Consider the following 25,902-nt stretch of genomic DNA (forward strand, 5'->3'; position numbering starts at 1 on the left):
CCCCCCCCCCCCCCCCCCCCCCCCCCCCCCCCCCCCCCCCCCCCCCCCCCCCCCCCCCCCCCCCCCCCCCCCCCCCCCCCCCCCCCCCCCCCCACCCCCGCCCCCCCCCCCCCCCCCCCCCCCCCACCCCCCAAAACCACGACACCGCGCCGGTTCCGGCGGTTCCGGGTCACCTCGACAGCGGGGCCGGGCTCTCCGGCAGGGGCGGCGCGGTCGGCGGGACCGCGGTGCGCGCCGTCTGCGCCAGCGCGATCCCCGTGAGGACGACGGCGCCACCCACGACCTGCCAGGCGGTGAGGACCTGCTCGACCCACAGCCAGGCGACGACGGAGGCGAACACCGGCTCCGCCGTGGCCACCAGCCCCGCCGCGGTCGGCGGCAGGTGGCGCAGGGCGGCGATCGACAGCCCGAACGGCACGACCGCGCCCATCACCGCGATCCAGGCCACCAGGACCCACAGCGGGAGCTCGAGGGAGCCGATCGAGACGGGCACGTCGCGGCCGAGCACCGCGGCATCGAACTGCCACCACGGCGCGGCCACCGCCCAGAAGACGGCGGCGGCGACGAAGGCCCAGCAGGTGAGGGTGACGGGGTCCCGCGACACGGTGCCCCGTTCGCCGATGAGGTAGTAGGTCGCCAGAGCCACGGCGGCGCCGAGGCCCGCTGCGACGCCGAGCACGTCGAGCGAACCGCCTCCGGTCCAGATCTCGGTCACCAGGGCCAGCCCGGACAACGACAGCACCAGGGCCGCCCACACCCGGCGGCGCACCTTCTCGCGGCGGACGAGCCACACGTAGACGGCGATGAGCACGGTCCCGGTGAACTCGAAGACGAGCGCGATGCCCACGGGCAGGCGACCGATGGCCACGTAGAAGAGGTACTGCGTCATGGCGATCCCGACGACGCCGAGGACCGCCAGCAGCCGAAGCTCCCGGCGGGCGACCCGCAGCCGGCCCGGGGCCACCACCAGCAGGACCGCGAGCAGGGCCACGGCTGCGCCGGTGCACCGCAACGCGGTCAACCGCGGCGCGGAGAGACCGGCCTGGAGGGCGAGCGTGGAGACGGTGCCGTTGACCGCGAAGAACGCCGCCGCCGCGAGGGTCAGCGCGTACCCGAGGCCGGGGCGGACGGTACGGGGCACGCGCGCACGGTAGCGGGCTACCGCGGCCGAGACACCTACCGGCTCAGAAGAGGGCGAGCTGGTGCGCCGGCGGGTGCGACTCGCGACCGGAGGCGGTGAAGACGGCGTCCAGCCCCGTCGCCTCGAACACCCGCCACACCGAGGGCTGGGCGTTGCGCAGCAGCAGGTCGATGCCGCGCTGGAGGCACCACCGGCGGACGCCGATGAGCACCGAGAGCCCCCCCGAGCCCATCGAGGGGACGCCACCGAGGTCGAGCTCGAGGACCGTGCAGCCGGCGAGCGGGCGCTCGGCGACGAACGCCTCCAGCTGGGGCGCGGTCACCAGGTCGATGTCCCCGTCCACCACGACGAGGGCGTGGCCGCCGGCCGCCTCCCACTGCAGGCGGAGCCTGGCCGGCTCCGGAGCGGGGTGCGACACCCACCACGGTCGGCGCCCCCCGGGTGGCCTGGACAGCCGCCGGCTGATGTCCCACTCGTGCGCCCGCACCATCCGTGTTCCCCCTCGTGCCGACGGTCGCTGCCCCCGTCGTGCGGACCGTACGGACGGCGGTCCGGCGGTACAACGGATTGCGATACCGGATCGGCCGAAGAGCCACGCCCGGCAGGCGTGCTGTAACAGCGCGGCACCGCGGCAGCACGCACCGGAGGCGTCGCGGGAGACCCGGCGCCCGGAGCGGCGACCGACGGCGACAGACTTCCGTCCATGGACGTGCCCGAGGCCCTCTACCTGCCCGACGGCGACGGATTCACCGCCACGGCCCTGACCATCGGCCCCTGGGACGCCGCCCACCAGCACGCGGGGCCGCCCGCCGCCCTGCTCCTGCGCGCCGTCGAGCGGGCCGGCGGGATCGTCGGCGGGCAGACCGTGCGGCTGGCCTACGACATCCTGGCGCCGGTCCCGGTCGGCCCGGTGCGGGTGCGCACCTCGGTGATCCGCCCCGGCCGGCGGATCGAGCTGGTGGAGGCGGTCCTCGACACCGGCGACGACCGCCCGCTCATGCGGCTGTCGGCCTGGCGGATGCGTTCCCGCGACGACGCCGCCCCGGCGACCGGGCAGCCGCACCCGGCGCCGTCCGGACCCGAGGAGAGCCGCCCCGAGCGGGCGGGGTTCTTCACCACCGAGATCGCCTACCACCGGGCGCTGGAGTGGCGGTTCGCCGCGGGGACCTTCAACGGCCCGGGGCCGGCCACGGCCTGGACCCGCCCCGAGTGCGAGCTGGTCGCCGGAGAGCCGATGACGCCGCTGCAGCACCTGCTGGTCATGACCGACGCCGCGAGCGGCATCTCCGCCAGCCTCGACTGGACGCGGGCCACGTTCGCCAACGTCGACCTCTCCGTGGCGCTGCACCGGCCCCCGCGCGGGGAGTGGCTGGGGATGGCCGCCGAGACCGTGCACGGCGGCACCGGGGCGGCGCAGTGCTTCGCGGTCCTCTTCGACGTCGACGGCCCGATCGGGCGGTCCACGCAGTCGCTGTTCGTCGAGCCGCGGGAGACGCCGTGAGCGATCTCTCCGTCACCACCGGCAGTGGGCGGCGGGTCGGGCTGGCATCGCCGGGCGGCGGTGCGCAAGGTGGAGAGGTCGCTTCCCCCGATGATCGGAGTGCCGCCCCGTGGACGCGCTGAGAGACGTGCTGGACTGGCTGTCCGGGCGGGGTCTCGAAGTGGTGCTGATCGTCCTCGGCTCGGTCCTGCTCGCCCGCTTCGTCGGCTGGGTGGGCGACAAGATCACCGACCGGATCGACCGGAACTCCACCGGCGGGGACGCGCTGGTCCGGTCGGAGGCGGCCAAGCACCGCCACTCGCTGACCCAGGTGCTCACCTGGGCGGCGGTCGTGCTCATCTACTCGATCTCGGTCTTCTTCATCCTCGACCGGCTCGGCATCCCGGTGACCGGCCTGGTCGCGCCTGCCACGGTGCTCGGCGTGGGCCTGGGCTTCGGCGCCCAGCGCATCGTCGGTGACGTGCTGGCCGGCTTCTTCATCATCACCGAGCGCCAGTACGGGTTCGGCGACGTCGTCTCCATCCAGGTCGTGGGCGGTGGCGACCCGGCGAACGGCACCGTCGAGGACGTCACCCTGCGCGTCACGCGGGTGCGCTCGCCCAACGGCGAGGTCGTGACCGTGCCCAACGGCCAGATCGTCAAGGTCGTGAACCTGTCCCGCGACTGGGCGCGCGCCGTCGTCGACGTGCCGGTGCCGACCACGGTGGACGTGAACCGGGCCAACGAGATCCTGCGGGAGGTGGGCCGGGAGGCGTTCCGGGACCCGGCGATGCGGCCGCTGCTGCTCGACCCGCCCACGGTCATGGGGGTGGAGACCCTCGGCCTGGACGAGGTGAACGTACGGGTGGTCGCCCGCACGCTCCCCGGCAAGCAGTTCGAGGTCGGCCGCGACCTGCGGGCGCGCATCGTCCAGGCCTTCCGCAGCCAGGGCATGCAGGTGCCGCAGCCCACCACCTCGGTCGCGGCGCGGGACGGCGCGACCGCCGTCCAGGAGGAGGTTTCGTGACCGCCCCCGACGAGCGCCGCGACCCGACCGACGCCACCGCCCGGGCCTCCGACGAACCCGTCGTCAGCACGGCGCCCGCCGCCGCGGCCGCCGATGCCGGGGCGCCCACCGGCACGACCGCGGCGCCGCGCCACCGCTGGTGGTCGGCCGTGCCCAAGCACCTGGGCCGGGCGCGCACCTCCACGGTCGTGCTCGCCGTGCTGTTCGTCTCCGTCTTCGCGCTGTACCTCAACGTCAAGCCGCCGGCCCCCGGCGAGCCGGACACCCGGGGCCAGGTCACCGAGCAGGCCGAGGAGACCGAGCCGGTCACCACCGAGGAGACGGAGCCGACGACCACCGAGGAGACGGAGCCGGCCCCGACGACGACGTCCCGGCCCAGCACCCCGACGACCGACTCGCCGTCCCCGACCACCGAGCCGACCACGACGGCTCCGGAGACCACCGGACCGGAGCCGACCGGCGACACGGGGGGCACCGGCGACGAGACCGACCCCGCCTCCCCGACCGGGTGACCGACGGGGCCGGTGTTTCACGTGGGACATCCGTCCCGCCACGGGGGCGGCGCGCACTCCCCTGCGGCGCGTCCTAGGATCACCTCGGCTCCTGAGAGGCAGCGCGAAGCACCTGGCTGGCTGCCCGGCAACCTCTACTCCGTCTGAGGTGCTCCAGGGGAAGAGCCGGCCGGGAGGCGCCCGCCCCCCGGCAAGGACGGAGCTCCCGTGCGCCGCGGGTCTCCGCGAGCGAGAGGAGACGGCGCATGACCGACCCGCAGAGCTGGAGCTTCGAGACCCGGCAGATCCACGCCGGCACGAGCCCGGACCCGGCCACCGGTGCCCGGGCACTGCCCATCTACGCGACGACGGCCTACCAGTTCCGCGACACCCAGCACGCCGCGGACCTGTTCGCGCTGGCCGAGATGGGCAACATCTACACGCGGATCATGAACCCGACGCAGGACGCGCTGGAGCAGCGCGTCGCGTCGCTGGAGGGCGGCGTCGCCGCGCTCGCCGTCGCCTCCGGGCAGGCCGCGGAGACCCTGGCGATCCTCAACCTCGCCGAGGCCGGCGACCACATCGTGGCGTCCGCCTCGCTCTACGGCGGCACCTACAACCTGCTGCACCACTCGCTGCCGAAGATGGGCATCACCGTCTCCTTCGTCGAGGACCCCGACGACCCGGAGAACTGGCAGTCCCTCGTCCAGGAGAACACCCGGGCGTTCTTCGCCGAGTCGATCGGCAACCCGAAGGGCGACATCCTCGACATCGAGATCGTCGCCGGTGTCGCCCACCGCAACGGCGTCCCGCTGATCGTCGACAACACCATCGCGACGCCGTACCTGATCCGCCCGCTGGAGTTCGGCGCCGACGTCGTCGTCCACTCGGCCACCAAGTACCTCGGCGGCCACGGGACGGTCATCGCCGGGCTCATCGTCGACGGCGGCACGTTCGACTGGACCGGCGGCCGGCACCCGATGTTCACCACCGCCGACCCGACGTACCACGGGGTCGTCTACGCCGACCTCGGCGCGCCGGCGTTCGCGCTCAAGGCCCGGGTGCAGCTGCTGCGCGACCTGGGGCCCGCGGTCTCCCCGTTCAACGCCTTCCTCGTGGTGCAGGGCATCGAGACGCTGTCGCTGCGCATGGAGCGGCACGTCGCCAACGCGCAGCGGGTGGCCGAGTTCCTCGAGGCCCACGACGCCGTCGAGCGGGTGAACTACCCGGGGCTGCCCTCCTCGCCGTGGCACGCCGCGCAGCAGAAGTACGCGCCGAAGGGCGCCGGCGCCGTCCTCACCTTCGAGCTGCACGGCGGCGTCGAGGCCGGCAAGCGGTTCGTGGAGGCGCTGGAGCTGCACAGCCACGTCGCCAACATCGGCGACGTGCGCAGCCTGGTCATCCACCCCGCCTCCACGACGCACTCCCAGCTCACCCCCGAGGAGCAGCTGACCACCGGGGTCACGCCGGGTCTGGTGCGCCTCGCCGTCGGCCTGGAGGGCATCGAGGACATCCTCGCCGACCTGGAGGCCGGGTTCCGCGCCGCCAAGTCGGCCTGACGGTGGGCGGGTGGGTCGAGGGCGACCCGGCGGGCGACCGCCGGTTCCTCGACCTGCCCGGCCCGTTCGAGCTGGAGCGCGGCGGGAGCCTGCCCGGCGTGCGCATCGCCTACGAGTGCTGGGGCACGCTCGCGCCCGACGGCGGGAACGCGGTGCTGATCGAGCACGCGCTCACCGGTGACAGCCACGTCGTCGGGCCGGCCGGGCCCGGCCACCCGACGCCCGGCTGGTGGGGCGGCGTCGTCGGCCCGGGTGCCGCCCTGGACACCGACCGGTTCTTCGTCGTCTGCGCCAACGTGCTCGGAGGCTGCCAGGGGACGACGGGGCCGTCGTCGGCCGCCCCCGACGGCGCCCCGTGGGGGGCACGCTTCCCCGGGGTGACCGTCGGCGACCAGGTGCGCGCCGAGGCGGCGCTGGCCGACGCGCTCGGCGTGCGGCGCTGGGCGTGCGTCGCCGGCGGCTCGATGGGCGGCATGCGGGCGCTGGAGTGGGCGGTCGCGTTCCCCGGCCGGGTGGCCGCGCTCTTCTTCCTCGCCTCGACCGCCGTCGCCTCGGCCGACCAGATCGGCACCCAGACCACACAGCAGGCGGCCGTGCGGGCCGACCCCCGCTGGCGGGGCGGGGACTACCCGCTCGCCGACCCGCCGGCGGACGGCCTGGACGTCGCCCGGCGGATCGCCCACCTCACCTACCGCAGCGCGGCGGAGCTGGATGCGCGCTTCGGCACCCGGGTGCAGGAGGACGGCCGCTACGCGGTCGCCTCCTACCTGCAGCACCACGGGGCGAAGCTGACCGGCCGGTTCGACGCCGGCAGCTACGTGCTCCTCACCGAGGCGATGAACAGCTGGGACGTCGGCCGGGGCCGCGGTGGCGTCGAGGCGGCGCTGGCCCGGGTGACCGCCCGCGCGCTCGTCGCCGGCGTGGACAGCGACCGGCTGTACCCCCCGGAGCAGCAGCAGCGGGTGGCCGACGCGCTCGGCGTCCCGCTGCGGCTGATCTCCTCCCCGTACGGCCACGACGGCTTCCTCGTCGAGGCCCCCGCGGTGGACGCGCTCCTGCGCGAGCTGCTGACGGGCTGACACCTCCGGAACCCGTCGTACCGCGGGTCCAGGATGGGGCCGTGCCCGCGCCGACGGATCTGCCGATGCTGCCGTTCGCCGACCAGCCCGCCCTGGAGGCCTGGCTGGAGGCCCACCACGCCACCGCGCCGGGCCTCTACGTGCAGATCGCGCGCAAGGGCTCGGGCATCCCCTCGGTCACCGCGGCGCAGGTCGTCGAGTCGGCCCTGTGCTTCGGCTGGATCGACGGGCGCGGCCTGCGGCTGGACGACTCCTACCACCTGCTGCGGCTGACCCCGCGCCGCGCGCGCAGCGTGTGGTCGCAGAAGAACGTCGCCACCGTGGAGCGGCTGACCGCCGAGGGCCGGATGCGCCCGGCGGGCCTGGCCGCCGTGGCGGCCGCGCAGGCCGACGGCCGGTGGGCACGCGCCTATCCGGGCGCGGCCACCATCACCGTGCCCGACGACCTCGCCGCGGCCCTGGACGCGCAACCCGGCGCGCGGGCCGCCTTCGACGCCCTCGACGGCCAGAACCGCTACGCCGTCCTTTGGCGGGTGCACACCGCCGTCACGCCGGCGGGCCGGGCCAAGCGGATCGCCGCCGCCGTGCAGATGCTGGCCGAGGGGCGCCGCTTCCACTGACCACCCGGCGGGCGAGACTTCCCGGGTGGACGACGACCTCCTCGCGCTGCGCGAGGCCTGCACCCGCGCGCTGACCGGGCACGGCGAGTGGCGGCCGGCCGACCTGCTGGCCACGGTCCCGCCCGGCACCGCCCCGGACCGGTACGGCGAGGGCGGGGTGGTGGCCGGGCTGGAGGCCGAGGTCGCCGGGCTGCTCGGCCTGCCGGCGGCGGCGTACCTGCCCAGCGGGGTCATGGCGCAGCAGGCGGCGCTGCGCGTGCACGCGGACCGTCGCGGCCGGCGCACCGTCGTCTGCCACCCCGAGAGCCACCTGATCCGGCACGAGGAGCAGGCGTTCGAGCGGCTGCACGGCATGGTGCTGCGCCCGGCGGGGAACCGGTACGGGCCGCTGTTGCGCACCGATCTGGACGCGGTCGCCGAGTTGCCTGCCGCGCTGCTGGTGGAGCTGCCCCAGCGCGATCTGGGCGGGCGGCTGCCGCCGTGGGACGACCTGGCCGCGCAGGTGGCCTGGGCCCGGGAGCGCGGCGCCGCGGCGCACCTGGACGGCGCCCGGCTGTGGGAGGCCTCGGCCGGCTACGACCGCACGCCGGCCGAGATCGCCGGGTTGTTCGACACCGTCTACGTCAGCTTCTACAAGGGCATCGGCGCGCTGGCCGGCTGCTGCCTGGCCGGCCCGGCCGACGTCGTCGCGGAGGTCCGGGAGTGGCGCCGGCGGCTGGGCGGCACCCTGTTCGGGATGTGGCCGGGCGCGGCGTCGGCGCTGGCCTGCCTGCGCCGGCGGCTGCCGCTGATGCCCGCCTACCTGGCGCGCGCCCGCGAGGTGGCCGACGCCGTCCGCGACCTGCCGGGTGTCACCGTCGTCCCCGATCCGCCGGAGACGCCGATGCTGCACCTGCTGCTGCGCACGACGCCGGAGGCCTTCACCGCCGCGGCCCGAGCGCTGGCCGTCGACGGGCTGTGGACCTGGCCGCAGGCGATGCCCACCGGCGACCCCGCCGTCGTGCGGGTGGAGCTGCCGGTGGGCGACGCGACGCTGGCCCTGGACGTCCCGGAGATCCGGGCCGCCATCGCCGCACTGGCCGGCCGCGGCTAGCGTCGGGCCGTGAGCCTCGACGTCGCCGCGCTCCGCGCCTCCTTCCCGTCGCTGGCGAGCGGCACCGCGCACTTCGACGGCCCCGGCGGCACCCAGGTGCCCGAGCAGGTGGGCCGCGCGGTCGCGGCGACGCTGACCGCGCCGATCAGCAACCGCGGCGCCGTCACCGCCGCGGAGCGGTTCGCCGACGAGACGGTGCTGGCCGCACGGTTGGCGATGGCGGACCTGCTGGGCGCCGACCCCACCGGCGTCGTGTTCGGGCGCAGCGCCACCGCGCTCACCTTCGACCTCGCCCGCACCCTCGCCGCGGGCTGGGGCCCCGGCGACGAGGTGGTGGTGACCCGGCTCGACCACGACGCGAACATCCGGCCCTGGGTGCGGGCCGCCGAGGGCGCGGGCGCGACGGTGCGGTGGGCCGCCTTCGACCCGGCCACCGGGGAGCTGACCGCCGACGACGTCGCGGCGGTGCTGACCGACCGCACCCGCGTGGTGGCGGTGACCGGGGCGTCGAACCTGATCGGCACCCGACCGCCCCTGGCCGCGATCGCCGGGCGGGTGCACGCGGCCGGCGCGCTGCTCGTCGTCGACGGCGTGCACCTGACCGCGCACGCGCCGGTCGACGTCCGGGCGCTGGGCGCCGACGTCTTCCTCTGCTCGCCGTACAAGTTCCTCGGCCCGCACTGCGGCGTGCTCGCCGCCGATCCCGCGTTCCTGGCCACCCTGCGCCCGGCCAAGCTGCTGCCGTCGACGGACGCGGTGCCCGAGCGCTTCGAGCTCGGCACGCTGCCCTACGAGCTGCTGGCCGGGACGACGGCGGCGGTGGACTTCCTGGCCGGCCTCGGGGGCTCCGGGCGGCGCCGGGAGCGGCTGGCCGCGGCGATGCTCGCGATCGAGGAGCACGAGGACCGGCTGCGGGAGCGCCTGGAGGCCGGGCTGGCGGAGCTGCCGGGCGTCCGGCTGTGGTCGCGGGCGGCGCACCGCACCCCGACGCTGCTGCTGACCTTCGCCGACCGCGATCCCGCCGACGCCTACCGGTTCCTCGCCGGCCGGGGCGTCAACGCGCCGGCCGGACACTTCTACGCGATCGAGGCGAGCCGCTGGCTCGGGCTCGGCGACACCGGCGGCCTGCGGGCCGGGCTGGCCCCCTACAGCGACGCCGACGACGTCGACCGTCTGCTCGCCGGCCTGCGCGCGTGGCTGGCCGAGGGCTGACGGCCGTGCCCCGACACCACGCCTCGTCCCGCGGCCGCCGCACGGCCGCCTTCTTGACGCTGTGCGCCGCCGCGCTCGCCGGGTGCGGCGAGAACGACGAAGCGGTGGCCGACGCGCTCACCCGCGCGCTGGCGGAGGGGGCGGAGTCGGGCACGACGGTCGATCTCCGCGAGGTGGTGAGCGGCGACTGGGAACGCCTCACCTTCGTCTGCCCGTACGAGGACGAGAGCGATGTGACCGAGCGGCTCGGCTTCTCCTGGTCCGGCTTCCCGGGCACTGATCTGTCGGAGACCCAGGTGCTGTTCGTGTTCAGCCGGGACGACGGCGTGGCGACGTGGGCGAGGCTGCCCCGGGCTGCCGGCGACCCCTGCGGTGCCCGGAGTCCGGTGCCGCTGACCATGCCGCGCGAGGAGGCCGTCTTCACGGTGGCGGAGCAGGACCGGACCGCCGACGGCGGAGCGTTCTACTCGCTGGTCCCCGCACCGGCGTAGCCGGCCGGCTCAGCGCTCCAGTCGGCGCACCCTGCGCGCCGCGTCCAGCCGGTCGGTGTAGCTGATCGCGTTGCCCTGGATGTGCAGCTGGTCGTCGTCGGTGGCCTCGCGCAGCACCTTCGCGGGGACGCCGGCGATGAGCGAACGCGGCGGGAAGACCTTGCCCTGGGTGACGACGGCGCCGGCGGCGACGATCGACCCGGAGCCGATGTGCGCGCCGTTCATGATCACGCTGCCCATGCCCACGAGCACCTCGTCGTCGATGCGGCAGCCGTGCAGCACCACCCGGTGCCCCACCGAGACGCGCTCCCCCACGACCAGGGGGAAGCCGGGGTCGGAGTGCAGTGCGCAGCCGTCCTGGATGTTCGAGTCGGCGCCGATCTCGATGACCTCGGCGTCGGCCCGGGCGACGGCGCCGTACCAGATGCTCGACCGCGGGCCCATCGTCACCGCGCCCACCACCACCGCCGTCGGCGCCACGAACGCGGCCTCGTCGATCCGCGGCTCGCCGAACTCCAGGGCTCCGATGAATGCGTCGTCCACCCGCCCACCTCAGCACAGCCCCGGGCTGCGCGCACCGGTCGCACTCCCGGCAGACTTCCCGGCATGCCCGCGCACCTCCCCCCGTTGCCCACGTCGATCGTGGGGAGCCTGCCCCAGCCCGGCTGGCTCATCGACCGCGACCGGCTGGCCCACCAGTTCCCGCCCCGGGTGCGCGCACGGGAGCTGTGGCGGGTGGCGCCGGACCTGCTGGCCGAGGCGCAGGACGACGCGACCCGGCTGGCGATCCGCTCGCAGGAGGAGGCCGGGCTGGACATCGTCACCGACGGCGAGATCCGGCGGGAGTCGTACTCCAACCACTTCGCGACCGCGCTGACCGGCGTCGACGTCGACGACCCCGGCACCGTGCTCAACCGGTCCGGGAAGCCGATCCCGGTGCCGCGGGTGCGGGCCGCGATCACCCGGCCCGCCCCGATCCAGGCCGACGACGTGCGCTTCCTGCGGGCGCACACCGAGCGGACCGTCAAGATCACCGTCCCCGGCCCCTTCACCATGGCGCAGCAGGCGCAGGACGACCACTACGGCGACGGCCGCGCGCTGGCCCTGGCCTACGCCGACGTCGTCCGCGCGGAGATCGCCGATCTCTTCGCCGCCGGGGCCGACATCGTGCAGATCGACGAGCCGTGGCTGCAGGCCCGCCCCGAGGTCGCGCGCGAGTACGGGGCCGAGGCGGTGACCCGCGCGGTGGAGGGCGCGCCGGGTCCGGTGCACCTGCACCTGTGCTTCGGCTACGCGGCGATGGTCTCCGAGCGCCCCACCGGCTACTCGTTCCTCCCCGAGCTCGCCGACACCCCCGTCGACACCGTCGCCGTCGAGACGGCGCAGTCGCACCTCGACCCGGCCACGCTGCGGCCGCTGCGCGGCAAGGGCATCGCCCTGGGGGTCCTCGACCTGTCCACGCCGGAGGTCGAGACCCCCGAGGTCGTGGCCGACCGGGTGCGCCGCGCGCTGGACGACGTGGACGTCGCCCGCCTGGTGCTCACCAGCGACTGCGGGCTGAAGTACCTGCCCCGGGAGTCCGCGGCCGGCAAGATGCGCTCGCTCGCCCTCGCCGCGGAGCTGCTGCGCGCCGAGCTCTAGATCAAGCCGTGCGCGTGCACCGCCTCGGCCACCTGGAGGAACCCGGCCACGTTGGCACCGAGCACCAGGTCACCCGGTGAGCCGTACTCCTCGGCGGTCTCGTGGCAGCGGGCGTGGATGTCCCGCATGATCTCCTCGAGCCGCGCCTCGCTGTGCTCGAAGGTCCAGCGGTCGCGCGAGGCGTTCTGCTGCATCTCCAGCGCGGAGGTCGCGACGCCGCCGGCGTTGGCCGCCTTCCCGGGGGCGAAGCCGACGCCCGCCTCCCGGAACACCTTCACCGCCGACGGGGTGGCGGGCATGTTTGCGCCCTCCACCACGTACCGGCAGCCGTTGCGCGCGAGGACGGCGGCGGCGTCGCCGTCCAGCTCGTTCTGCGTGGCGCTGGGGACGGCGACGTCGCACGGCACGTCCCAGATGCTGCCGCCGGGCACGAAGCTCGCCGAGGCCCGGCGCTCCGCGTAGTCGGCCACCCGCCCACGCTCGACCTCCTTGACCTGCTTGAGCAGGTCGAGGTCGATGCCGGCGTCGTCCACGACGTAGCCGCCGGAGTCGGAGCAGGCGACGACGGTGCCGCCCAGCTGGTGCACCTTCTCGATGCCGTAGACGGCCACGTTGCCCGACCCGCTGACGACGACCCGCCGGCCGTCGAAGGACTCCCCGCGGGCCCGCATCATGGCGTCGGCGAAGAAGGCGGCGCCGTACCCGGTGGCCTCGGTGCGGACCAGCGCGCCACCCCAGCCGAGCCCCTTGCCGGTGAGCACACCGGACTCGTAGCGGTTGGTGATCCGCTTGTACTGGCCGAAGAGGTAGCCGATCTCCCGCGCGCCCACGCCGATGTCACCGGCGGGGACGTCGGTGTACTCGCCGAGGTGCCGGTACAGCTCGGTCATGAACGACTGGCAGAACCGCATGATCTCGGCGTCCGACCGGCCCTTGGGGTCGAAGTCGGAGCCGCCCTTGCCGCCGCCGATGGGCATGCCGGTCAAGGCGTTCTTGAAGATCTGCTCGAAGCCCAGGAACTTGACGATGCCCAGGTTCACCGAGGGGTGGAACCGCAGCCCACCCTTGTAGGGGCCGAGCGCGGAGTTGAACTCCACGCGGAAGCCGCGGTTGATCCACACCTCGCCGCGGTCGTCCTGCCACGGGACGCGGAAGATGATCTGCCGCTCCGGCTCGCAGATCCGCTCCACGGTCTTCATCTCGGTGTACTCGCTGTGCCGGTCGAGCACCACGGCGAGCGACTCCAGGACCTCGCGGACGGCCTGGTGGAACTCCGTCTCGCCAGGGTTGCGCCGCAGCACCTCGTCGTAGATGCCCAGCACCGTGGCCGGTACCTCGCCGCTCATCTCCGGCCTCCTCGCCGTCCGTCGCCGTGCAGGGGCAACGTACGTCGCGGCGGCGCCGCGCGCCGGGCCGGGGGCCGTCAGCCGACGAGGCGGCGGGCGCCCCGGTACCCGTTCTGGTCGACGCTGGTGACGGCGACCGGCCGGCCGAAGGTGCGGGCGTGCACCATCATGCCGTTGCCGATGTAGAGGCCCACGTGGCTGACCGGCGAGTAGAAGTAGACGAGGTCGCCGGGCTGGAGCTCCGACCGCGGCACCTCGCGGCCGAGCTGGGACTGCGCGCGGCTGCTGTGCGGGAGGGAGATGCCGGCGGCGGCGTAGGCGTAGGACGTCAGGCCGGAGCAGTCGAAGCCGTCGGGGCCCGAGGCGCCCCAGACGTAGGGGTCGCCCACCTGGCCGAGTGCGGCCTGCACGGCCGCCGCCGCGGCACCGCTGGGAGCGTCGGGAAGGCTGCCGGCCGACGGCGTGGCGAGGGCCGGCCCGGCCAGCGCGGTCGCGACCCGGGCCTGCTCGGCGGCCGAGAGCCGGGCGTAGTCGGCGCGGTGGTCGGCGATCTGCTTCTCGAGCTCGGCCTGCTGGGCGGTGACCTGCTCGAGCCCGGCCTTCGCCGCCGCCGCGGCCTGGTCGGCGGTGGCCTGGGCCTGCTCCGCTGCGGCCTGGGCGGCGGCCACCTGGGCGATGACGCCGTTGGTGTGGTCGGCGATCAGGTCCAGCGTCGTCATCTGCTGGACGAGCTCGTCAGCCGAGCCGCTGGTGAGGAACGCGGCCACCCGCGACCGCGTCTTGCCGGTGTAGCCGGTGTGCGCGATGGCCCGCATCTGCGGCTCGAACGCGGCGACGGCGGCCTGGGCCGTGGCCGCGTGGGCGGCGGCCTCCTCGGCGATCCGCTGCTGCTCGGCGACGGTCAGCCGGGCCTCGTGCACCTGCTCGTCGATGACGGTGAGCTCCTGGGCGGTCTTGCGCACCAGCTCGGCGGCCTCGGCCGCGGAGCCCGGCGCGGCCGAGGCCGCCGTGGGGGTGAGAACGCCCGTCGCTGCCGCCACCAGCACGGCGCCGACCGCGAGGACGGCACGCGAGCGGCGACGGGTGGTCGTGTGCTGCGTGTGCACCCTGGCCTCCGATCACCTGCGCCGGGCCCGGGGAAGGGGCCGCAACCATGCGCGTCAGAACGGACCGTAGGGAGCTGTTGTCGACGAGTAGCGGGGGGCGCGCGGGTGACCGGCCCCGGGTTCACCTCCTGAGTCACACGCGCCCCAGGAGGGGCCCACCGCCACGAGGGTGGGGTCTCAGCGACGGCGCGGGCCCGCCGCGGTGCCGTCCGGCAGCCGGTCGGGCGCGAGCGGGACGAGACGGTCGGCGACGGCGCCGGTCACGAAGGAGTAGACGGCCTTGTGGGCGACGTCGACGACCTGGTCGCGACGGGACCAGGTCCAGGGCGGGGAACCGACACCGCTGGCGTTCTCCAGCGTCTGGTCGGTGGCCAGCCGGACGGAGGTGTGCCAGGCCGACGCGCGCGGACCGCGCAGCCCGCTGGCGGCCCAGATGCCGCGCAGCGCCCCGACGGCCGCGCCGGTGCCCCAGTGCATGAGGTGGTTGCGGACCGGCGGCCGGGCCGAGCCGGGCAGGCGCCGGCCGGTGCTCACCGCCGTGAGCGTGCGCGCCGGCACGTAGCTGTCCGGGCGGCCGGTGAGGGCCTGCTCGGCCTTCTCGCCCAGGGTCATCACGGCGACGCCGGCCAGGCCGGCGAGTGCGCCCCGCAGGGCAGCGCGTCCCATCACGGGACCGCACCTACCCGCGGGGCCGCCTCCGAACCCGGGGTCTTCGCTCAGCCGGCGAGGGGCTCCTGCACCTGGAGGCCGGCCAGGGCCTGGAAGTCGCGCAGGATCGCCGAGAGCTCCTCGGAGGTCCACGGCTCGCAGCAGTCGCAGCCGCCCTCGCGGAAGCTGACCAGACCGATGGAGCCACCGGCCTGGTCCTCGGCGATGGCGAGGTGGCCGGCCGACGGGTGACGGTGGCAGGCGCAGGCGGCGGCGCAGAGGCCCAGCCCCCAGCCGGAGATGACGACGGTGTACCCGTCGTCGCGGACCTTGCCCACCTGGAAGACGGACGGCTTGCGACTCCTGGTCACGGAGTCCTCCCCTCGACAGCCCCGTGGGAGCGGGGCTCGCGTGCGGTACTCGGTCATCGAGCTACGAGAGGTTTCGGCAGAACCCGGGTCTGGGTAAAGCGATCCGCTCGCTCAGGTATCGCAACTGAGCGTAGTTCGATGAACACACGACGTCCCCGTCAGTTTCCGCCAGCGTGCGCGAGATCGACTTGGCGGAACTGTGACGGAACGGCCCCGACCCGCCGGGGAGGGCTCAGCTGGCGGGGCTGACGCTGCTCATGTTGAAGTCCGGCACCCGCAGGGGCGGCATCGCGGTGCGGGTGAACCAGTCGTTCCACTCCCGCGGCAGGGTGCGCTCGGTGCGGCCGGCCTGCACCGCCCGTGCGAGCAGGTCGACCGGGGACTCGTTGAACCGGTAGTTGTTCACCGCACCGGTCACCTCGCCGTTCTCGACCAGGAAGACGCCGTCGCGGGTGAGTCCGGTGAGCAGCAGGGTCTGCGGGTCGACCTCGCGGATGTACCAGAGGGTGGTGAGCAGCAGCCCGCTGTCGGTCGCGGCCACCATCTCCTCGAGGGAGGCCGTGGCGGTCGGGTCCTCGAGGATCAGGTTGTCCACGGCGACGGTGACCGGGGCGGTGGTCTTCAGCGCCCAGGCCCGCGGGCGGATCAGGTTGGTGAGCACCCCGCCGGAGATCCAGTCCACCGCCGGCGCCGCCATGCCGTTGTCGAACACCGAGGCCGAGCCCGACGACGCGCCCACCACCTGGAAGGGTGCCGCCTCCAGACCGGGTGCGTGCGGGTCGCTGCGCAGCGTCAGCGGCAGGGCGGCCAGCCGCTCGCCGGTGCGGTTGCCCCCGCCGGTCCGGGCGAAGACGTTGCGGCCCTCGTCGGCGTCCCGCGCCTCCATCGTCCAGTAGAGGTAGATCATCAGGTCGGCCACCGCCGACGGCGGCAGCAGCGTCTCGTACCGGCCGGCCGGCAGGTCGATCCGTCGCCGGGACCACGCCAGCTTCTGCTGCACGTCGGCCGCGAGGGCCGCCACCGAGACGTCGGTGAAGTCCCGGGTGCCGGTGCCGGCCCACACCGAGCGGCCGAAGTCCGGCGTCTTGCCGTTGAGCTCCACCCGCCCCGTCGGCTGGTCGTGGCGCAGCCGCAACCCGGTGGAACTGCCCAGGTAGGTGGTGCGCATCGAGTGCTCGGCGAAGCCGAAGAGCAGCTCGCCGCGGTCGCCCGCCTCGCCGAAGGCCTGGCCGAGCGCCGGGGCGAACTCGGTGAACACCTCGATCGAGGTCTGCGCGGGCTCGGCGTCCCAGTCGCCGGCTCCGGGCGGGGTGTCGGCGATCAGCGGCATCGCGTCCTCGGCCGGCCCGGCGTCCCGGGCGGCCTGCTCGCTCATCCGCACCAGCTCGGCGACATCCGGGGCGCCCGAACGGCTCACGGTGCCGGCCGCCATCCCGGCGCCGCCATCGACGAAGGAGATCACCACGACCGAGCGCGACCGCATCGCCCCGTTGGTGGTCAGGCTGTTGCCGGCCCAGCGCAGGTTCGCCTCGGACCCCTCGACGACGACGGTGACCTGCCCGTCGGCGGTCGAGGCGGCCAGCGCCTGCTCGACGACGTCCTGGGGCCGCTGGTAGCTCATCGCCCGGCCTCCTCGACCGTGTTGAGGATCGCCACGCCCTCGAACAGGGCGGTCGGGCAGCCGTGGCTGACCGCCGCCGTCTGGCCGGGCTGCGCCTTGCCGCAGTTGAACGCGCCGCCCAGGACGTAGGTCTGCGGGCCGCCGACCGCCGTCATCGAGCCCCAGAAGTCCGTCGTCGTCGCCTGGTAGGCGACATCGCGCACCTGGCCGGCGAGCCGGCCGTTCTCGATCCGGTAGAAGCGCTGGCCGGTGAACTGGAAGTTGTAGCGCTGCATGTCGATCGACCAGCTCTTGTCGCCGACGACGTAGATGCCGTGCTCGACCCCGGCGATGATCTCCCCGGTGGAGGGGCCGTCGGGCACCGGCTGCAGCGACACGTTCGCCATCCGCTGCACGGGGACGTGCCCCGGCGAGTCGGCGTAGGCGCAGCCGTTGGAGCGCGCCATGCCCTGCAGCCGGGCCATGTTCCGGTCCACCTGGTAGCCGACGAGCACGCCGTCGCGGACGATGTCCCACTGCTGGCCGGCCACGCCCTCGTCGTCCCAGCCGACGGTGGCCAGCCCGTGCAGTGCGGTGCGATCCCCGGTGACGTCCATGAGCGGGGAGCCGTACCGAAGCGTGCCCAGCCGGTCGGGCGTGGCGAAGGACGTGCCGGCGTAGGCCGCCTCGTAGCCGAGCGCCCGGTCCAGCTCGGTGGCGTGGCCGACGGACTCGTGGATGGTCAGCCACAGGTTCGAGGGGTCGACGACGAGGTCGTAGCGGCCCGCCGTGACCGTGGGCGCCTTGGTCTTCTCGCGCAGCAGCTCGGGGATCTCCGCCAGCTCCCCGCGCCAGTCCCAGCCGGTGCCGGTGAGGTACTCCCACCCGCGGCCGGCCGGCGGGGCGAGGGTGCGCATGCTCTCGAAGGACCCGGTGGACCGGTCCACGGTGAGCGCGGTCAGGTCGGGGTTGATGCGCACCCGCTGCTGGCGGGTGCGGGTGCCGGCGGTGTCGGCGTAGTACTTCTGCTCCTTGACCAGCATGCAGGTGGCCTGCACGTGCTCGACGCCGTCGCCGGCCAGCAGCTGCTCCGACAGGTCGGTGAGCAGCGCCGTCTTCTCGGCGTCCGGCACGGTGAACGGGTCGACGTCGTAGGCGGAGACGTACTCGGCGTCCGGGTACACCGGCTCCGGGGCCAGTTCCACGCGGTCGGAGTTCAGCGCGGCGGCCACCCGCGCCACCGCGATGGCCTGCTCGGCGAGGCGGACGGCCTCGGCGGCGGTGAGGACGACGCCGGCGGCGAACCCCCAGGTGCCCTCGTGCACCACGCGGACGGCCAGGCCGAGGTCCTCCCCGTCGGTGAAGGCCTCGGGGCGGGCGTCGCGCAGGCTGATCGTCTGGGTGCGGATGCGCTCGACCCGCAGGTCGGCGTGCGAGCACCCGAGGTCGATGGCGCGGGTAAGCGCGGCGTCGGTGAGCGCGGACAGCGGGAGGGCGAGGAACGACTCGTCGATCGTGCGGCGAACGGGCACCGCCCCTGTCTACCAGCGCCCGGGCACGGGTGAGGTGGGGCGCCCGGGGTAAGCGCCTGCGCATGGACCGGGCTGCGGACGACGTGACCATGACCTTCGGCGGCACCGCGACGATGCTGCTGCGGATCGGGGGGTTCACGCTGCTCACCGACCCGAACTTCCTGCACCGCGGGCAGCGGGCGCACCTGGGGTACGGGCTGCGCAGCAAGCGGCTCACCGACCCGGCCCTGCTGCCGGCCCAGCTGCCGGAGCTGGACGGCATCCTGCTCTCGCACATGCACGGCGACCACTGGGACCGGATCGCCACCAAGGCGCTGCCCAAGGAGACGCCGGTCGTCACCACGCCGGAGGCGTCGAAGTGCCTGGCCGACCGGGGCTTCACCGGCACCGCCGACCTGCGGCCCTGGCAGACGCACACGTTCGCCCGCGACGACGAGGAGCTTCGGGTGACCTCCGTGCCGGGCGTGCACGGCCCCGGCCCCCTGGCCCGGGTGCTGCCGCAGGTGATGGGCAGCGTGCTGGAGCTGGTGCGCGACGGGGAGGTCAGCTGGCGGGGCTACATCAGCGGCGACACCCTGTACCGGCCGTTCCTCGGCGAGGTGCTCGCGCGCTGCGGCCCGCTGGACGTCGTCATCCCGCACCTGGGCGGCACCAAGGTGCTCGGGCTGACCGTCACGATGGACGGCCGCCAGGGCGCGGACCTGGTGGAGCTGCTGAAGCCGCCGGTCACCGTGCCGGTGCACTACGACGACTACTCGCTGTTCAAGAGCCCGCTCGGGGACTTCGTCGCCGAGGTGGCCCGCCGCGAGCTGCCCGGCACGGTCCGCCCCGCCCACCGCGGCGAGACGATCAGCCTGCGCGCCTGACCGTCCCGCCGCGTGCGGGTCACCTGCGGGCGAGCAGCTCGTCGAGCTTCTCGTAGCCCTCGTTCACGCCGACCTCCATGCCGCTCGCGAGCATCGCGTCGCGGCCGGCGAAGGAGTCGCACAGCGAGGTCGTGGTCAGCCGGGTGCGGCCGTCGCCGAGGTCCTCCAGGCGCAGCCTCTCCAGGACGACCTCGTCGGGCATGCCCTCGTACGTGAACGTCTGCACGATCAGCTCGTCGGGGCGCACCTCGTGGAAGCTGCCGTAGAAGGCGTACTCCTCGCCGTCCTGGCTGTGGACGTAGCGGTAGGAACCACCCGTCCGGCAGTCGTAGCGGTCGATCGTCATCTCGAGGCCCCGCGGGCCGAGCCACTGGACGACCAGGTCGGGCTCGGTGTGGGCGCGGAAGACCTTCTCCCGCGGCGCGTCGAACTCCCGCGTGATGCGGATGAGCGGGACGTCCGGATCGGCGGCGATCCGGGTCTCGCGGTGGGTGCTCGTGGTCATGAGGGGCTTCCTTCCTGGGACGGGGCTGGGGCGTCCGGCATGGTTCGCAGGACGTCGTCCAGCCGGCGGTAGCGCTCCTCGGCCTGGCGCCGGTAGCGCTCGATCCACTTCGTCATGAGGTCGAAGACCTCGGCCTCGAGGTGCACCGGGCGGCGCTGGGCCTCCCGGCTCCGGCTGACCAGGCCGGCGTCCTCCAGCACCTTCAGGTGCTTGGAGACGGCCTGGACGGTCACGTCGTAGGGCGCGGCGAGCTCGCCCACCGTGGCGTCGCCGACCGCGAGCCGCGCCACGATGTCCCGCCGGGTGGGGTCGGCCAGGGCCGAGAACACCCGGGAGAGCGGATCCGCCACCACGTCACATCCTTTCTCAACCTCTCGGTTGACGAAGACGCTAGGCCGCACCTCCGAGCTTTGTCAACCGGTCGGTTGAGGAATGTGTCGTCCGCCCGAGGGCGGAGGGTGCGGATCAGCCCGGCGACCGACGCGCGCTGACGGCGGGAGGACCGACGCTCCCCCCATGGACACGAAGAAGGCAGTGCTCGGGACGGTGGCCGGAGTGGTGGCGGTCGGCGCGGTGGCCGTGGCAGGGATCGTGGTGACCATGCCGGCGGGCGTGGACGGGCCCGGGGCGATGCTGGCGGAGCTGCAGGGTCACACCGAGACGTCGGACCACGCCGACGCCGACGACGCCCCGCGCGGGGACGTGCCGGGCTGGACCCGCCCGGTGGGGCACGACGTCACCGTCGTCCGACCCGGCGAGGCCGCCGGCGACGACTCCGGCAGCGTGCGGGCGGAGATGACGCTGGACGAGGGAGCTCGACCGCCGGCGGACTGCACCGCGCTCCCCCAGGTGGGCATGCCTTTCGACGGCGGCGGGAACTGGCCCGATCTGGGCGACGAGGCGCAGCTCTGCGAGGGCTGGGTGACCGTCGTCCTCGGCGACCGGCTCTACACCTGGACCGGCGACGACCTGCAGGCCGCGGCGGGCTGAGCTCAGCCCGCCGCGAGCCGGGCGGCGCGGGCAGCGACGTCGTCACGCAGCGCCGTCACGTCGACCGTGGTCGAGGCACCGTCGCGCACGACGGGGCGGCCGCCCACCCACACGTCACGGACGTGCCGCCCCGCGCCGGACCACACCAGGTGCGCCAGCACGTCGGCCGGGTCGCCGACCGGCTCGAACACCAGGTCCCGGGTGTCGACGTGCACCAGGTCGGCCCGCCGGCCGGGGGCCAGCTGACCCAGGTCCGGGCGGCCGAGGGCGTCGGCCGCTCCCCCGGTGGCCAGCCAGAACGCCTCGGCCGCCGTCAGCGCCGTCGCCGATCGCTCACGCAGCCGCGCCATCCCCGCGGCCAGCCGCAGGTCGGCGAAGAGGTCCAGGGAGTCGTTGGACGCGGGGCCGTCGGTGCCCAGCCCCACCCGGATGCCGCGGTCGAGCATCGGGCGCACCGGCGCGACGCCGCTGGCGAGCTTGGCGTTGCTGGCCGGGCAGTGGGCGACGGCGACGTCGTACTCCTGCCACAGCTCGAGGTCGCCGTCGTCCATGTGCACGCAGTGCGCGGCGAGCACCCGGCCACCGAGGACGTCGTAGGAGGCGAGCAGCGCGGGCACCGACAGCCCGTGCGCGGCCAGCAGGTCGGCGCCCTCGGTGGCGGTCTCGGCGACGTGCAGGTGCAGCAGCAGCTCGTGCTCGCGGGCGGCCCGTGCGGCGTCGGCGAGCACGGGGAGCGGAACGGTGTAGGCCGCGTGCGGGCCGATGCCGTACTCGATCGTCCCGTCGCCGGGCGCGCCGGCGGCGAGGGCCACGGCGGCGCCGAGCTGCTCGGCCATCGGCGGCATGCCCGGGAGCGCCAGCAGCGGCGTGGCGACGACCGCCCGGGCACCGGTGGTGGTGACGGCGGCGGCGATCCGCTCGGGGTGGAAGTACATCTCCACGCTGGTGGTGACGCCGTTGCCGAGCAGCTCCGCCGACGCCGCGGTCATCGCGACCTCGACGTCCTCCGGGGTGAGCCGGCTCTCGCGCGGCCACATGACCTCGCGCAGCCAGCGGTCCAGCGGCAGCCCCTCGCCCTGCCCGCGGAACAGCACCATCGGCGCGTGCGAGTGGGCGTTGACCAGGCCGGGGGTGAGCACCCCGGGCAGCGCGACGACGTCGGCGTCCTCGACCGGGGGCGCCTCGGTGGCCGGCCCGACCCACGCGATCGCACCGTCCGCGACGTCCAGGACGCCGTCGGGGACGACCGTCCCGGCGCGGTCGCCGACGACGAGTGCCCGGGCGGTGAAGCGCTGCCGCATGGTCCCGAACCTAGCTCCGCGCCGGCCCAGGGGCGCGGCGGCGGGCGGAGGGCGCCGATACCGTGGAGCCCATGTCGTTCCTCGCCGCTGCGGCCTCCGACGAGGGTGGCATCACCGGCTTCTTGCTGGACCTGGTCGAGACCCTCGGGCCGGTCGGGGTCGGGCTGTCGATCCTCCTCGAGACGGTCGTCCCGCCCATCCCGAGCGAGGCGGTCCTCGGCCTGGCGGGCGTGCTCATCAACGACGGCCGGATGTCGATCGTCCCGGTGATCATCTTCGCCACCCTGGGCTCGCTGCTGGGCGCGATCTTCTTCTACTACGTCGGGCGGGCGCTCGGGCCACGCCGGTCGCACGCCTTCCTCGACCGGCTGCCCCTGGTGGAGACCGAGGACGTCGACCGGACCTTCGCCTGGTTCGAGCGGCACGGCCGCGCCGCGGTCTTCCTCGGCCGCATGGTGCCGATCGTGCGCAGCTTCATCTCGGTGCCCGCCGGGGTGGTGCGGATGCCGCTGGGGCAGTTCCTGCTGTTCACCGCGGCAGGGAGCCTGATCTGGAACACCGTCCTGGTCACCCTGGGCGTGGCGGCCGGCGACTTCATCCACGAGAACCTGCGGTACCTGGACTACGTGGTCGTGGCCGCCGTGGTGCTGGGCGTCTCCTGGTTCGTCTACAAGAAGGCCACCGGGAGGATGCGCCGGCCCCCGCAGGCCGGGAAGCACCTGGACGAGGACTGGGACCCGACATCGTGATCCGGCATCGCCCCGAGGTCGTCGCCTTCGACGTCAACGAGACCCTGCTGGACCTCGCGCCCGTCCGTGCCACCCTGGTCGAGTCAGGGGAGCCCGAGGCGCTGCTGGGCACCGTGTTCGCCCGCACGCTGCTCACCGGCTTCGCGGCGGCCGCCGTCGGTTCGTGGTGCCGGTTCCGGGACGCCTTCGACGCCGCGCTGGCCCAGGAGAGCGGTCTGTCGGCCGACCAGCGCGCGACCGTGGCCGACGCCTTCGGGGAGCTCGCGCCGCACCCCGACGTCGAGCCCGCGCTGCGCCGGCTGGCCGAGGCCGGGGTCCGGGTCGTCACGCTGTCCCACGGCTCGCCCGGCGTGGCCGAGGCGGGGCTGGAGCGGGGCGGGATCACGCCGCTGGTGGAGCGCAGCATGACGAGCGAGACCATCCGCGCCTGGAAGCCGTCACGGGAGGTGTACCTGTGGGCGGCCGGCGTCTGCGACGTGGCGCCGGAGCGGATGGCGCTCGTCGCCGCGCACGGCTGGGACGTGCTGGGCGCGCAGCGGGCGGGGCTCACCGGCGCGTGGTTCCCCCGGAGCGAGCGGGTGTTCCCCGCGGTGTACGGCGAGCCCGACGTCGCCGCCCCTGACCTCCCCGGCGCGGTGGACGCGCTGCTGGCCCTCCCGCCGCGGTGACCGCCTTCGACATCGGGACGCCGCACGGCCCGGCCCGCGCCCACCTGACCGACGGCGGAGCCCGCGGGACGCTGCTGCTCGGGCACGGGGCCGGGGGTGGGGCCGACTCGGCCGACCTGCAGGCGGTCGCCCGCGACGCCGCCGAGGGCGGGTGGCGGGTGCTGCGCATCGAGCAACCGTGGCGCGTGGCGGGGAAGAAGATCGCCCCGGCGCCGGCCCGCCTGGACGAGGGCTGGCGGGCGGTGCTGGCGCACCTTTCGGGGTCGGGGCACCTGACCGGTGCGCTCGTGGTCGGGGGGCGCAGCGCCGGGGCGCGGGTGGCCTGCCGCACCGCGGGACAGGTCGGCGCCGACGGCGTGCTCGCGCTGGCGTTCCCGCTCCATCCGCCGGGCCGGCCGGAGAAGAGCCGGGCGGACGAGCTCGCGGGCGTGACCGTCCCGGTCGTCGTGGTGCAGGGCGAGCGGGACGCGTTCGGTTCGCCGGCCGAGGTGGCCGCGGTGCTGACCGGCCGGGGCAGCGCATCGGTGTACGCCGTCCCCGGTGACCACTCGCTGAAGAAGAACCCGGACCTCGTCGGCGCGGCCGCCGCCTCCTGGCTCGCCGAGGTGCTCCCGGGCTGACCGCTCGGGGTCAGAACGGTGGTGGGTCCTCCGCCGGTGGTGGCGGTGGTGGTTGCGGTGGTGCGGTGAGGACGCGATAGCCGGGTGGTCGGCTGGTGCGGCTGACCCCGGTGGGGGTGATGACGGTGAGGACGCCGTCGTCGCTGAGCGTGTGGGTCCAGCCGGGGGCGAAGGTCTTGAGCCGGTGGTGGTGGCGGCACAGGCAGCACAGGTTCTCGCAGGCGGTGGCGCCGCCGTCGGCGTGCGGGATGACGTGGTCGAGGTCGGCCCAGCCGGCGGGCACGGTGCAGCCGGGGTGCCGGCAGGTGCGATCCCGCGTTGCGAGGAAGCGTTGCTGGGCGGCCGAGGGCCGGTAGCGGTCCACCGGCCCGGGCGGGCCGAGCAGCGGGCAGCCGCAGGACCGGTCGGGGTGGTCGGGGTGGTCGGGGCAGCCGCGGGTGGCCAGCTTCTCCAGCTCGGCGCGGCCGGTGACCGCCCGCAGTCTTCCGGTGGCGTCGGTGAGCGCGATCTGCAGGCTGCCGGCGGGTGGGGCCTGCACGCCTGCGGCATCCAGGGCGGCGAGTAGTTCGCGCAGGTGGGCGGCGGTGATCGGCTCCCCGTCCACCTCCCCCACCGGCGCGGGCGTGCCGGGCGGGGTGAACGCGGCCGGTGCCGGGGCGCCGGCGGCCAGGAACCCCGCCGGGGTCAGCGCGGACAGCGGCGCCACCACGGTCAGGTGCGCGGTCACCGATGGCTGCTGCTGCCAGGGGCGCAGCAGCAGATCGATGAGGGCTCCGGTGCGCAGCATGCCGATCGGCCGAGCATCACCGGCCTCCTTCACGGCGCGGGCATGCTGATCGACCGCCTGGCGGCAGGCGCGAGCCTCGGGATGAGGCAGCAAGGCGCGCAGCTCGCTCATCCCGTCCCCGACCGGGCGCACCGTCACATCCGCTGCCCGCCGACGGGCCTGCCGGCGCCGGTCGGCCGCGGCGGCGTCGCGGGCGATCAGCTCGGCGCGCACCGCCTCCCGCAGCTTCCCCACCCCCAACTCGGTGGCGGTGGGCAGGACGGCTGCCTCCATGGCGGCGATCACGCCCGGGTCGGTCTCCCGCCCGGTGACGGCGACCTCCGCGGCCATCGCCCGGGCACGGGGCCAGTCCAACCGCCCCAGCCGCAGCCGTGTGTACGTCGCGGGCAGCAGCGTGGTCAGCACCTCGGCGTGCTCCAGCTGCGTCACCGCCGCCGTGCGGCTGCAGTTCTGCACCGCGGCCAGCTCATCGGGCACGAACTCACTCACCTCGGCCGGGCCGACCTGTCCGGCGCGCTCACCGCCGGGCAACGGATCGGCCGGAGCCGGGCGCGCCGCGGCCAGATCCATCACCAGCTCCGCCCGCAGCGCCGCCAACTGCGCCTCCGCGGCCACGATCTGACCCAGCAGCTCCGCCGCCTCCGCCGCGCCCCGCCGGGCCGGCAACCACGCGCTCAACGGTTCACCCAGCCGCGGCAACGGATCAGGGTCGGCCAGCTCCCACTCCGACGGCGGGCTCACCGGCATCACGGTCACCCCGACCGCGAACCCGACACCCGACGACATACCCGCAGGTTAAGCGGGGGGTACGACAGTTTCCGCAGGCGAGAGCCCGGCGACCAAATCACGGCTGCCCGTCCAGGCGCCGAGGCAGGGCTGAGCGGAACCGGGGCAGCGGCTCGGGTCGTGCCGCACCGAGTGATCGACCGACGCGGCGCCGCCGCCCGGAGGTCATGCCCCGGACCCGGAACCCGGAACG

General features: G+C 74.9%; 28 protein-coding genes and 1 riboswitch. Of the genes, 15 read left to right on the plus strand and 13 right to left on the minus strand.

What is annotated here, in order from left to right; genetic code table 11:
- Window positions 1-169: 169 nt before the first annotated feature.
- Both ACI799_RS17165 and ACI799_RS17170 read right to left on the minus strand, forming a co-directional pair.
- A complete protein-coding gene (locus ACI799_RS17165) occupies window positions 170-1,141 on the minus strand; it encodes an EamA family transporter (RefSeq protein ID WP_456613537.1) in 972 nt (323 codons plus the stop codon).
- A gap of 43 nt (window positions 1,142-1,184) precedes the next feature.
- The gene (locus ACI799_RS17170; RefSeq protein ID WP_456591206.1) at window positions 1,185-1,631 is read right to left on the minus strand and encodes an STAS domain-containing protein; all 447 of its coding nucleotides are present in this window, start codon (window positions 1,629-1,631) and stop codon (window positions 1,185-1,187) included.
- 213 nt (window positions 1,632-1,844) lie between these two features.
- Between ACI799_RS17170 and ACI799_RS17175 the strand changes: the two genes are divergently transcribed.
- The 9 genes from ACI799_RS17175 (at window position 1,845) to ACI799_RS17215 (ending at window position 10,193) form a co-directional block, all read left to right on the plus strand.
- The gene (locus ACI799_RS17175; protein ID WP_456591205.1) at window positions 1,845-2,642 is read left to right on the plus strand and encodes a thioesterase family protein; all 798 of its coding nucleotides are present in this window, start codon (window positions 1,845-1,847) and stop codon (window positions 2,640-2,642) included.
- 109 nt (window positions 2,643-2,751) lie between these two features.
- Window positions 2,752-3,648, plus strand: a complete 897-nt coding sequence (locus ACI799_RS17180) for a mechanosensitive ion channel family protein (RefSeq protein ID WP_456591204.1) — start codon at window positions 2,752-2,754, stop codon at window positions 3,646-3,648.
- Window positions 3,645-4,160 (plus strand): hypothetical protein, encoded by a 516-nt coding sequence (locus ACI799_RS17185; protein ID WP_456591203.1) that lies wholly within the window; start codon window positions 3,645-3,647, stop codon window positions 4,158-4,160. Before ACI799_RS17180 ends, ACI799_RS17185 begins: the two co-directional genes overlap by 4 nt.
- 87 nt (window positions 4,161-4,247) lie before the next feature.
- Window positions 4,248-4,363, plus strand: a riboswitch (SAM riboswitch).
- 42 nt (window positions 4,364-4,405) lie between these two features.
- Window positions 4,406-5,698, plus strand: a complete 1,293-nt coding sequence (locus ACI799_RS17190; protein ID WP_456613538.1) for a bifunctional o-acetylhomoserine/o-acetylserine sulfhydrylase — start codon at window positions 4,406-4,408, stop codon at window positions 5,696-5,698.
- 2 nt (window positions 5,699-5,700) lie between these two features.
- Window positions 5,701-6,777, plus strand: coding sequence for a homoserine O-acetyltransferase MetX (gene metX, locus ACI799_RS17195; protein WP_456613539.1), 1,077 nt, complete (start codon window positions 5,701-5,703; stop codon window positions 6,775-6,777).
- A 41-nt stretch (window positions 6,778-6,818) separates the two neighbouring features.
- The gene (locus tag ACI799_RS17200; protein WP_456613540.1) at window positions 6,819-7,397 is read left to right on the plus strand and encodes a YdeI/OmpD-associated family protein; all 579 of its coding nucleotides are present in this window, start codon (window positions 6,819-6,821) and stop codon (window positions 7,395-7,397) included.
- Window positions 7,398-7,422: 25 nt separating this feature from the next.
- Window positions 7,423-8,490: a threonine aldolase family protein gene (locus tag ACI799_RS17205; protein ID WP_456613541.1), complete on the plus strand. Its 1,068-nt coding sequence runs from the start codon at window positions 7,423-7,425 to the stop codon at window positions 8,488-8,490.
- A gap of 9 nt (window positions 8,491-8,499) precedes the next feature.
- Window positions 8,500-9,702: a cysteine desulfurase-like protein gene (locus ACI799_RS17210; RefSeq protein WP_456613542.1), complete on the plus strand. Its 1,203-nt coding sequence runs from the start codon at window positions 8,500-8,502 to the stop codon at window positions 9,700-9,702.
- 5 nt (window positions 9,703-9,707) lie between these two features.
- Window positions 9,708-10,193, plus strand: a complete 486-nt coding sequence (locus ACI799_RS17215) for a hypothetical protein (RefSeq protein ID WP_456613543.1) — start codon at window positions 9,708-9,710, stop codon at window positions 10,191-10,193.
- Window positions 10,194-10,202: 9 nt separating this feature from the next.
- Here ACI799_RS17215 and ACI799_RS17220 read toward each other — a convergent pair whose 3' ends face one another.
- A complete protein-coding gene (locus ACI799_RS17220) occupies window positions 10,203-10,736 on the minus strand; it encodes a gamma carbonic anhydrase family protein (protein WP_456599624.1) in 534 nt (177 codons plus the stop codon).
- 63 nt (window positions 10,737-10,799) lie between these two features.
- Between ACI799_RS17220 and ACI799_RS17225 the strand changes: the two genes are divergently transcribed.
- Entirely contained in the window at window positions 10,800-11,834 is a 1,035-nt protein-coding gene (locus ACI799_RS17225) for a uroporphyrinogen decarboxylase family protein (RefSeq protein ID WP_456597532.1), read from the plus strand.
- Here ACI799_RS17225 and gdhA read toward each other — a convergent pair.
- From gdhA to ACI799_RS17255, 6 genes are all read right to left on the minus strand, one after another.
- A complete protein-coding gene (gene gdhA, locus ACI799_RS17230) occupies window positions 11,831-13,180 on the minus strand; it encodes an NADP-specific glutamate dehydrogenase (protein WP_456591195.1) in 1,350 nt (449 codons plus the stop codon). The two genes, ACI799_RS17225 and gdhA, sit on opposite strands and share 4 nt — an antisense overlap.
- 77 nt (window positions 13,181-13,257) lie before the next feature.
- Window positions 13,258-14,286: a C40 family peptidase gene (locus ACI799_RS17235; RefSeq protein ID WP_456591194.1), complete on the minus strand. Its 1,029-nt coding sequence runs from the start codon at window positions 14,284-14,286 to the stop codon at window positions 13,258-13,260.
- Window positions 14,287-14,463: 177 nt separating this feature from the next.
- Window positions 14,464-14,952, minus strand: coding sequence for a hypothetical protein (locus tag ACI799_RS17240; RefSeq protein ID WP_456599627.1), 489 nt, complete (start codon window positions 14,950-14,952; stop codon window positions 14,464-14,466).
- A 50-nt stretch (window positions 14,953-15,002) separates the two neighbouring features.
- Entirely contained in the window at window positions 15,003-15,305 is a 303-nt protein-coding gene (locus ACI799_RS17245) for a hypothetical protein (RefSeq protein WP_456591192.1), read from the minus strand.
- A gap of 232 nt (window positions 15,306-15,537) precedes the next feature.
- A complete protein-coding gene (locus ACI799_RS17250; RefSeq protein ID WP_456613544.1) occupies window positions 15,538-16,926 on the minus strand; it encodes a metallopeptidase TldD-related protein in 1,389 nt (462 codons plus the stop codon).
- Window positions 16,923-18,437: a TldD/PmbA family protein gene (locus tag ACI799_RS17255; protein ID WP_456613545.1), complete on the minus strand. Its 1,515-nt coding sequence runs from the start codon at window positions 18,435-18,437 to the stop codon at window positions 16,923-16,925. Before ACI799_RS17255 ends, ACI799_RS17250 begins: the two co-directional genes overlap by 4 nt.
- A 62-nt stretch (window positions 18,438-18,499) precedes the next feature.
- Here ACI799_RS17255 and ACI799_RS17260 point away from each other — a divergent pair, with 62 nt between their 5' ends.
- Window positions 18,500-19,303 carry an MBL fold metallo-hydrolase gene (locus ACI799_RS17260; protein ID WP_456613546.1) on the plus strand — a complete coding sequence of 268 codons (804 nt, stop codon included), beginning with the start codon at window positions 18,500-18,502 and terminating at the stop codon, window positions 19,301-19,303.
- A 19-nt stretch (window positions 19,304-19,322) separates the two neighbouring features.
- Here ACI799_RS17260 and ACI799_RS17265 read toward each other — a convergent pair whose 3' ends face one another.
- Both ACI799_RS17265 and ACI799_RS17270 read right to left on the minus strand, forming a co-directional pair.
- Window positions 19,323-19,808 (minus strand): SRPBCC family protein, encoded by a 486-nt coding sequence (locus ACI799_RS17265; protein ID WP_456613547.1) that lies wholly within the window; start codon window positions 19,806-19,808, stop codon window positions 19,323-19,325.
- Window positions 19,805-20,161 (minus strand): ArsR/SmtB family transcription factor, encoded by a 357-nt coding sequence (locus ACI799_RS17270; RefSeq protein WP_456599631.1) that lies wholly within the window; start codon window positions 20,159-20,161, stop codon window positions 19,805-19,807. The genes ACI799_RS17265 and ACI799_RS17270 overlap by 4 nt, the downstream gene beginning before the upstream one ends.
- 163 nt (window positions 20,162-20,324) lie before the next feature.
- On the opposite strand from ACI799_RS17270, the gene ACI799_RS17275 reads away from it, so the two are divergent.
- Entirely contained in the window at window positions 20,325-20,798 is a 474-nt protein-coding gene (locus ACI799_RS17275) for a hypothetical protein (protein WP_456599632.1), read from the plus strand.
- Between the two features lie 2 nt (window positions 20,799-20,800).
- On the opposite strand, the gene ACI799_RS17280 is transcribed toward ACI799_RS17275, so the two are convergent.
- Window positions 20,801-22,099: an amidohydrolase family protein gene (locus ACI799_RS17280; RefSeq protein ID WP_456613548.1), complete on the minus strand. Its 1,299-nt coding sequence runs from the start codon at window positions 22,097-22,099 to the stop codon at window positions 20,801-20,803.
- A 71-nt stretch (window positions 22,100-22,170) separates the two neighbouring features.
- Here ACI799_RS17280 and ACI799_RS17285 point away from each other — a divergent pair, with 71 nt between their 5' ends.
- The 3 genes from ACI799_RS17285 to ACI799_RS17295 are packed head-to-tail and all read left to right on the plus strand — an operon-like array spanning window position 22,171 to window position 24,136.
- On the plus strand, window positions 22,171-22,848 hold the full coding sequence (locus ACI799_RS17285) for a DedA family protein (RefSeq protein WP_456613549.1): 678 nt from the start codon (window positions 22,171-22,173) through the stop codon (window positions 22,846-22,848).
- A complete protein-coding gene (locus ACI799_RS17290; protein WP_456591183.1) occupies window positions 22,845-23,516 on the plus strand; it encodes an HAD-IA family hydrolase in 672 nt (223 codons plus the stop codon). Before ACI799_RS17285 ends, ACI799_RS17290 begins: the two co-directional genes overlap by 4 nt.
- Entirely contained in the window at window positions 23,513-24,136 is a 624-nt protein-coding gene (locus ACI799_RS17295; protein ID WP_456591182.1) for an alpha/beta hydrolase family protein, read from the plus strand. Before ACI799_RS17290 ends, ACI799_RS17295 begins: the two co-directional genes overlap by 4 nt.
- A gap of 10 nt (window positions 24,137-24,146) precedes the next feature.
- On the opposite strand, the gene ACI799_RS17300 is transcribed toward ACI799_RS17295, so the two are convergent.
- Window positions 24,147-25,709 carry a DUF222 domain-containing protein gene (locus ACI799_RS17300; RefSeq protein ID WP_456613550.1) on the minus strand — a complete coding sequence of 521 codons (1,563 nt, stop codon included), beginning with the start codon at window positions 25,707-25,709 and terminating at the stop codon, window positions 24,147-24,149.
- Window positions 25,710-25,902: the final 193 nt, after the last annotated feature.

The sequence above is a fragment of the Blastococcus sp. SYSU DS0753 genome, from assembly GCF_054051175.1.